The organism is Citrobacter sp. Ce129, from assembly GCF_030334545.1.
GTDB classification, from domain to species: Bacteria; Pseudomonadota; Gammaproteobacteria; order Enterobacterales; family Enterobacteriaceae; genus Citrobacter; species Citrobacter europaeus.
On record NZ_JAOWDS010000054.1, the window covers coordinates 20,973 to 27,135 of the forward strand.

11 protein-coding genes are annotated in these 6,163 nt (G+C 50.1%); 1 reads left to right on the forward strand and 10 read right to left on the reverse strand.

Annotation, left to right across the window (positions count from 1 at the left end; translation table 11 throughout):
- Positions 1-11 precede the first annotated feature (11 nt).
- Genes rplV through rpsJ form a run of 7 tightly spaced genes read right to left on the reverse strand, consistent with a single transcriptional unit; the run spans position 12 to position 3,381 of the window.
- Positions 12-344, reverse strand: a complete 333-nt coding sequence (gene rplV, locus OGV77_RS06230) for a 50S ribosomal protein L22 (protein ID WP_000448832.1) — start codon at positions 342-344, stop codon at positions 12-14.
- A 14-nt stretch (positions 345-358) separates the two neighbouring features.
- The gene (gene rpsS / locus OGV77_RS06235; protein ID WP_001138115.1) at positions 359-637 is read right to left on the reverse strand and encodes a 30S ribosomal protein S19; all 279 of its coding nucleotides are present in this window, start codon (positions 635-637) and stop codon (positions 359-361) included.
- A 16-nt stretch (positions 638-653) separates the two neighbouring features.
- Positions 654-1,475: a 50S ribosomal protein L2 gene (rplB, locus tag OGV77_RS06240; RefSeq protein ID WP_000301869.1), complete on the reverse strand. Its 822-nt coding sequence runs from the start codon at positions 1,473-1,475 to the stop codon at positions 654-656.
- 17 nt (positions 1,476-1,492) lie between these two features.
- A complete protein-coding gene (rplW, locus tag OGV77_RS06245; RefSeq protein WP_000617546.1) occupies positions 1,493-1,795 on the reverse strand; it encodes a 50S ribosomal protein L23 in 303 nt (100 codons plus the stop codon).
- Positions 1,792-2,397, reverse strand: coding sequence for a 50S ribosomal protein L4 (gene rplD / locus OGV77_RS06250; RefSeq protein ID WP_003031119.1), 606 nt, complete (start codon positions 2,395-2,397; stop codon positions 1,792-1,794). Before rplD ends, rplW begins: the two co-directional genes overlap by 4 nt.
- Before the next feature lie 10 nt (positions 2,398-2,407).
- Positions 2,408-3,037, reverse strand: a complete 630-nt coding sequence (gene rplC, locus OGV77_RS06255; protein WP_003031117.1) for a 50S ribosomal protein L3 — start codon at positions 3,035-3,037, stop codon at positions 2,408-2,410.
- A 32-nt stretch (positions 3,038-3,069) separates the two neighbouring features.
- On the reverse strand, positions 3,070-3,381 hold the full coding sequence (gene rpsJ / locus OGV77_RS06260; RefSeq protein WP_001181005.1) for a 30S ribosomal protein S10: 312 nt from the start codon (positions 3,379-3,381) through the stop codon (positions 3,070-3,072).
- Positions 3,382-3,760: 379 nt separating this feature from the next.
- On the opposite strand from rpsJ, the gene OGV77_RS06265 reads away from it, so the two are divergent.
- Positions 3,761-4,228: a prepilin peptidase gene (locus OGV77_RS06265; protein WP_087050983.1), complete on the forward strand. Its 468-nt coding sequence runs from the start codon at positions 3,761-3,763 to the stop codon at positions 4,226-4,228.
- Here OGV77_RS06265 and bfr read toward each other — a convergent pair.
- The 3 genes from bfr to tuf all read right to left on the reverse strand — a co-directional run.
- The gene (bfr, locus tag OGV77_RS06270) at positions 4,225-4,701 is read right to left on the reverse strand and encodes a bacterioferritin (protein WP_003031113.1); all 477 of its coding nucleotides are present in this window, start codon (positions 4,699-4,701) and stop codon (positions 4,225-4,227) included. The genes OGV77_RS06265 and bfr overlap by 4 nt on opposite strands.
- Positions 4,702-4,772: 71 nt before the next feature.
- Complete coding sequence (bfd, locus tag OGV77_RS06275) at positions 4,773-4,967, reverse strand: bacterioferritin-associated ferredoxin (protein WP_003031111.1); 195 nt, start codon at positions 4,965-4,967, stop codon at positions 4,773-4,775.
- 185 nt (positions 4,968-5,152) lie between these two features.
- Positions 5,153-6,163: elongation factor Tu (gene tuf, locus OGV77_RS06280; RefSeq protein WP_286502630.1), on the reverse strand; the 1,011-nt coding region annotated here is incomplete at its 5' end.

Below are 6,163 nucleotides of genomic sequence, written 5' to 3' on the forward strand. Positions count from 1 at the left end.
TCTCCAGAGTCTCAGCGATCGGACACAACCACAGTAATGTGGCTGGTGCGCTTCAGGATGCGATCTGCACGACCTTTTGCACGCGGCATAATGCGCTTCATGCTCGGGCCTTCGTCTACGAAAATTTTCGTAACTTTCAGATCGTCAATGTCAGCGCCATCGTTGTGTTCAGCGTTAGCAATGGCAGATTCCAGGACTTTCTTAACCAGTACAGCCGCTTTCTTATTGGTGTAGGTCAGAATATCCAGAGCCTGCGACACTTTCTTACCGCGAATCAGGTCTGCAACAAGGCGAACCTTCTGAGCAGAAGAACGAGCATGGCGATGTTGAGCTAAAGTTTCCATCTCTTCCTCCTACCTTATTTCTTCTTCGCTTTTTTATCAGCAGCGTGGCCGCGATAAGTACGAGTCGGTGCGAATTCACCCAGTTTGTGACCGACCATTTCGTCGGAAACAAATACCGGAACGTGCTGACGACCATTATGGACAGCGATGGTCAAACCGATCATGTTAGGAAAGATCGTTGAACGACGGGACCAAGTGCGCAGGGGCTTCTTGTCTCCGCTTTCCACCGCTTTCTCTACCTTCTTCAGCAAGTGCAGGTCAATAAAAGGACCTTTCTTGAGAGAACGTGGCATGGCTTATCCTCTAAAATTATTTGCTACGGCGACGTACGATGAATTTATCAGTACGCTTGTTGCTGCGGGTCTTCTTACCTTTGGTCTGAACGCCCCACGGAGTTACCGGGTGCTTACCAAAGTTACGACCTTCACCACCACCATGTGGGTGGTCGACTGGGTTCATCGCAGTACCGCGAACGGTAGGACGAACACCACGCCAGCGTGCAGCACCTGCTTTACCCAGAACGCGCAGCATATGCTCAGCATTGCCAACTTCGCCCAGAGTTGCACGGCAGTCTGCTTCTACTTTACGCATTTCACCAGAACGCAGACGCAGGGTGACATAAGCACCATCACGAGCAACGATCTGAACGTAAGTACCAGCGGAACGTGCCAGCTGACCGCCTTTACCTGGTTTCATTTCTACGTTATGAACAGTAGAACCAACCGGGATATTGCGCATCGGCAGGGTGTTACCTGCTTTGATTGCAGCATCAACGCCAGATTGAATCTGGTCGCCAGCTTTCAGGCCTTTAGGGGCCAGGATGTAACGGCGTTCACCGTCTTTGTACAGAACCAGCGCGATGTTCGCGGAACGGTTCGGATCGTACTCAAGACGTTCAACAACTGCCGGGATACCGTCTTTGTTGCGTTTGAAGTCAACAATACGATAAGCCTGCTTGTGACCACCACCGATGTGACGAGTGGTGATGCGGCCATTGTTGTTACGACCACCGGATTTGCTGTTTTTTTCAACCAGCGGAGCAAAAGGTTTGCCCTTGTGCAGCTCTGGGTTGACCACTTTAACAACGTGGCGACGACCCGGAGATGTCGGTTTACATTTAACAACTGCCATTGTATTACTCCTCCGACTTACTCAGCGCCGCCGACGAAGTCCAGATTCTGGCCTTCCTTCAGGGTGACGTAAGCTTTTTTCCAGTCGCTACGACGACCGATACGCTGTCCGTGACGTTTAACTTTCCCTTTAACTACCAGGGTGTTAACGACTTCGACTTCGACTTCAAACAGTTTCTGCACAGCAGCTTTGATTTCTGCTTTGGTCGCGTCTTTAGCAACTTTGAGAACGATGGTGTTAGTTTTTTCCATCGCAGTAGACGCTTTTTCAGAAACGTGCGGTGCGCGCAGCACTTTCAGCAGACGTTCTTCACGAATCATGCCAGCATCTCCTCAACTTGCTTAACAGCATCAGCAGTCATTACGACTTTGTCGAAGGCGATCAGGCTAACCGGGTCGATACCAGTTGCATCGCGTACGTCAACCTTGTGCAGGTTGCGCGCAGCCAGGAACAGGTTTTCGTCCAGCTCACCGGTGATGATCAGCACATCTTCCAGAGCCATGTCTTTCAGTTTCTGTGCCAGCAGCTTAGTTTTAGGCGCTTCTACAGAGAATGATTCGACAACGATCAGACGATCCTGACGTACCAGTTCGGACAGAATGCTTTTCAGCGCGCCGCGGTACATCTTTTTGTTAACTTTTTGACTGTGGTCCTGTGGACGAGCAGCGAAGGTCACGCCACCTGAACGCCAGATCGGGCTCTTGATAGAACCTGAACGCGCACGGCCGGTACCTTTCTGGCGCCACGGCTTTTTGCCTGAACCAGTTACTTCAGCACGAGTCTTCTGAGCACGAGTACCCTGACGAGCACCAGCTGCATAAGCAACAACAACCTGGTGAACCAGCGCTTCGTTGAAATCACGACCGAAGGTAGTTTCGGAAACAGTCAGCGCGCTCTGCGCGTCTTTCAATACTAATTCCATTGCTATCCCCTTACGCCTTCACAGCTGGTTTAACGATCAGGTCGCAACCGGTCGCACCCGGAACACCACCTTTAACCAGCAGCAGGTTGCGCTCAGCGTCAACACGTACTACGTCCAGGCTCTGAACGGTTACACGTTCGTTGCCCAGCTGACCTGCCATTTTCTTGCCTTTGAACACTTTGCCCGGAGTCTGGTTCTGACCGATAGAACCCGGAACGCGGTGAGACAAGGAGTTACCGTGAGTAGCGTCCTGGGTACGGAAGTTCCAGCGCTTAACGGTACCAGCGAAACCTTTACCTTTAGAGGTACCGGTTACGTCAACTTTTTTAACGTCAGCAAACAGTTCAACGCTAATGTTCTGACCAACGGTGTATTCTTCACCATCTGCCAGACGGAACTCCCACAGGCCGCGGCCAGCTTCTACGCCAGCTTTAGCAAAGTGGCCAGCTTCCGGCTTAGTTACGCGGTTAGCTTTTTTAGCACCGGTGGTAACCTGAACAGCGCGATAGCCATCGTTAGCCAGATCTTTAACCTGAGTAACGCGGTTTGCTTCAACTTCGATAACGGTTACTGGGATAGATACGCCATCTTCAGTGAAGATGCGGGTCATACCCACTTTTTTACCGACTAAACCAATCATTGTATCAACCTCTCAATCGCTCGATGACCTGATTAACCCAGGCTGATCTGCACGTCTACACCGGCAGCCAGGTCCAGACGCATCAGAGCATCAACGGTTTTTTCAGTTGGCTCAACGATGTCAACCAGACGCTTGTGAGTACGGATCTCGTACTGATCACGCGCGTCTTTGTTGACGTGCGGGGAGATCAGAACGGTGAAACGCTCTTTGCGGGTCGGCAGCGGGATCGGACCACGAACCTGCGCACCAGTGCGCTTGGCAGTCTCGACGATTTCCGCGGTTGATTGATCGATCAGACGATGATCAAACGCTTTCAAACGGATACGGATTCTTTGGTTCTGCATGAGACCAGAGCTCCAATTATTTTATAGACGAAATAGTTACTCCTCAAACCCATTACGATTGATGGGAGAGTGTAACCGTTCTTACAGAGTTCCCCGATTGGGAACATTGTCTGGTATTGCTTTCGCAGTACCGGTGGCTCATATCGAACCGCTGTCAATATTAGACAAGCCCGCGCATTATACGTAAATCTCAGTCTTAAGCAAGTGCCGCGTAGAAATTAATCACTCGTTCACAAATGCGGGTCCCCTTCCACTCTGATTGTATGTCCTGTGGTGCAACGCGTTTTCCCTGGAAGAGAGCAAACATAACCCACATCCCGGACTTGTAGAGCCGCCGGGTTTACCCGAGGGTAAACGCTTTTCCAGATGAGGCTTGCCCATGTACATCGATTTTCCCTTTCTGCTGATTTATGTTTCGCTATCAGGGTTGCTCTTAGTCCATGACCTACGTACCGGACTGCTGCCCGACAAATTTACCTGCCCTCTTTTGTGGGGCGGTCTTATTTATCATCAGTGCTGCAGACCGACGCAGTTATCCGACGCGCTTTGGGGTGCCGTAGCGGGGTATGGGGTATTTGCTTTGTTCTACTGGGGGTATCGTCTGATATGCCGTCAGGAAGGGTTAGGCTTTGGTGATGTCAAATTTCTTGCCGCGCTAGGCGCATGGCATCGCTGGGAATCATTACCACTGTTGGTTTTACTTGCCGCAGGCATGGCCTGTTGCCTCACCGGGATTTCCTGCGTCCGGTGCGGGAGACAGGTACTAAAAAACCCGCTGCCGTTTGGGCCATATCTGGCGGCTGCGGGTTTTGTCATTGGTCTGGTAAGTATGATACAGGGCAGTTAGTCGCTGACTTTAATTTGCGATTGCAGATAGTTTTGCAAGCCAAGTTTTGCAATCAGGTCCAGCTCTGTTTCGAGCCAGTCAATATGCCCTTCTTCTTCAGTCAGGATCTCGATCATCATATCCCGGCTGACATAGTCATGAACGCTATCGGCATAGGCAATGGCTTCACGTAAGTCTTTAGCACCATCGAGTTCGAGTCGAAGATCGGATTGCAGCATCTCTTCAACGTCTTCGCCTATACCCAACTTACCGAGGTCCTGTAAGTTTGGGAGCCCTTCTAAAAATAAAATACGCTCAATATATTTATCAGCGTGCTTCATCTCATCGATAGATTCATGGTACTCAACATCATTGAGGCGAGTCAGTCCCCAGTTTTTAAACATACGGGCATGGAGAAAATACTGGTTGATTGCGACAAGCTCATTTCCCAATAGTTTATTGAGATAATTTATGATTTTAACATCACCTTTCATTTTATAGTCCCTCCGCTTCCACTATTAGAGCGTAGATGGGGCTACAGGGATGTCAAAAAAAAGAGTGTGACTTAGGCGATCTCTTTAAATTCTGGCATTTGCGTTAATTCATCCTGCATGACTTCGCGGGCGGCACGAATACACTTACCACATTGATTTCCAACAGGAATAAATTTACGTAATTGTTGAAAGGACTGAGGATGAAACTGGCGAACAGCCTGACGTATTTTTTTATCACTTATCGCATTACACAAACAAACGTACATGATCGCTCCCGTTCAATTTCTGCGCAAAGTGTAAATGAGAATAGTTATGATTACAATAGCACAACGCTATTTACGCGGCGGGAGAATGAATAAAAAATGCGAATAAATATGACAATCGCTAAATAGCAGGCAGCAAAAAGGGCGCCGAAGCGCCCTTTTTAAGCTCAAAGCTAATTAACTAATAATTAGCTCATTACTTTAGCAACAACGCCCGCACCAACAGTACGGCCGCCTTCACGGATTGCGAAACGCAGACCGTCGTCCATCGCGATTGGGTGGATCAGGGTAACAACCATTTTGATGTTGTCGCCCGGCATTACCATCTCAACGCCTTCCGGCAGTTCGATGGTACCAGTCACGTCAGTAGTACGGAAGTAGAACTGCGGACGGTAGCCTTTGAAGAACGGAGTATGACGGCCGCCTTCGTCTTTGGACAGAATGTACACTTCAGATTCGAACTTGGTGTGCGGCTTGATAGAGCCCGGCTTAGCCAGTACCTGACCACGTTCGATTTCTTCACGTTTGATACCACGCAGCAGAACACCAACGTTCTCACCAGCACGGCCTTCGTCCAGCAGTTTGCGGAACATTTCAACGCCGGTACAAGTAGACTTAGCAGTGTCCTTGATACCAACGATTTCAACTTCCTCACCAACTTTGATGATACCGCGCTCTACACGACCGGTAACAACGGTACCACGACCGGAGATGGAGAATACGTCTTCGATAGGCAGCAGGAACGGCTTGTCAATCGCACGCTCTGGTTCTGGGATGTAAGAATCCAGGAAGCCAGCCAGTTCGATGATTTTCGCTTCCCACTCTGCGTCGCCTTCCAGCGCTTTCAGAGCAGAACCACGAACGATCGGCGTGTCGTCGCCCGGGAAATCGTACTGAGACAGAAGTTCACGAACTTCCATTTCTACCAGTTCCAGCAGCTCTTCGTCATCAACCATGTCGCATTTGTTCAGGAACACGATGATGTACGGAACGCCTACCTGACGACCCAGCAGGATGTGCTCACGAGTCTGCGGCATCGGGCCGTCAGTCGCAGCAACAACCAGGATCGCGCCGTCCATCTGCGCAGCACCGGTGATCATGTTTTTAACATAGTCGGCGTGGCCCGGGCAGTCTACGTGTGCGTAGTGGCGAGTCGGGGTGTCATATTCAACGTGAGAAGTGTTGATGGTGATACCACG

Bases quoted from the DNA above. Each gene is read 5' to 3' on its own strand.
- rplW (WP_000617546.1), bottom strand. From the start codon at position 1,795: ATGATTCGTGAAGAACGTCTGCTGAAAGTGCTGCGCGCACCGCACGTT.
- rpsS (WP_001138115.1), bottom strand. From the start codon at position 637: ATGCCACGTTCTCTCAAGAAAGGTCCTTTTATTGACCTGCACTTGCTG.
- rpsJ (WP_001181005.1), bottom strand. From the start codon at position 3,381: ATGCAGAACCAAAGAATCCGTATCCGTTTGAAAGCGTTTGATCATCGT.
- rplB (WP_000301869.1), bottom strand. From the start codon at position 1,475: ATGGCAGTTGTTAAATGTAAACCGACATCTCCGGGTCGTCGCCACGTT.
- bfr (WP_003031113.1), bottom strand. From the start codon at position 4,701: ATGAAAGGTGATGTTAAAATCATAAATTATCTCAATAAACTATTGGGA.
- rplV (WP_000448832.1), bottom strand. From the start codon at position 344: ATGGAAACTTTAGCTCAACATCGCCATGCTCGTTCTTCTGCTCAGAAG.
- rplD (WP_003031119.1), bottom strand. From the start codon at position 2,397: ATGGAATTAGTATTGAAAGACGCGCAGAGCGCGCTGACTGTTTCCGAA.
- bfd (WP_003031111.1), bottom strand. From the start codon at position 4,967: ATGTACGTTTGTTTGTGTAATGCGATAAGTGATAAAAAAATACGTCAG.
- rplC (WP_003031117.1), bottom strand. From the start codon at position 3,037: ATGATTGGTTTAGTCGGTAAAAAAGTGGGTATGACCCGCATCTTCACT.
- OGV77_RS06265 (WP_087050983.1), top strand. From the start codon at position 3,761: ATGTACATCGATTTTCCCTTTCTGCTGATTTATGTTTCGCTATCAGGG.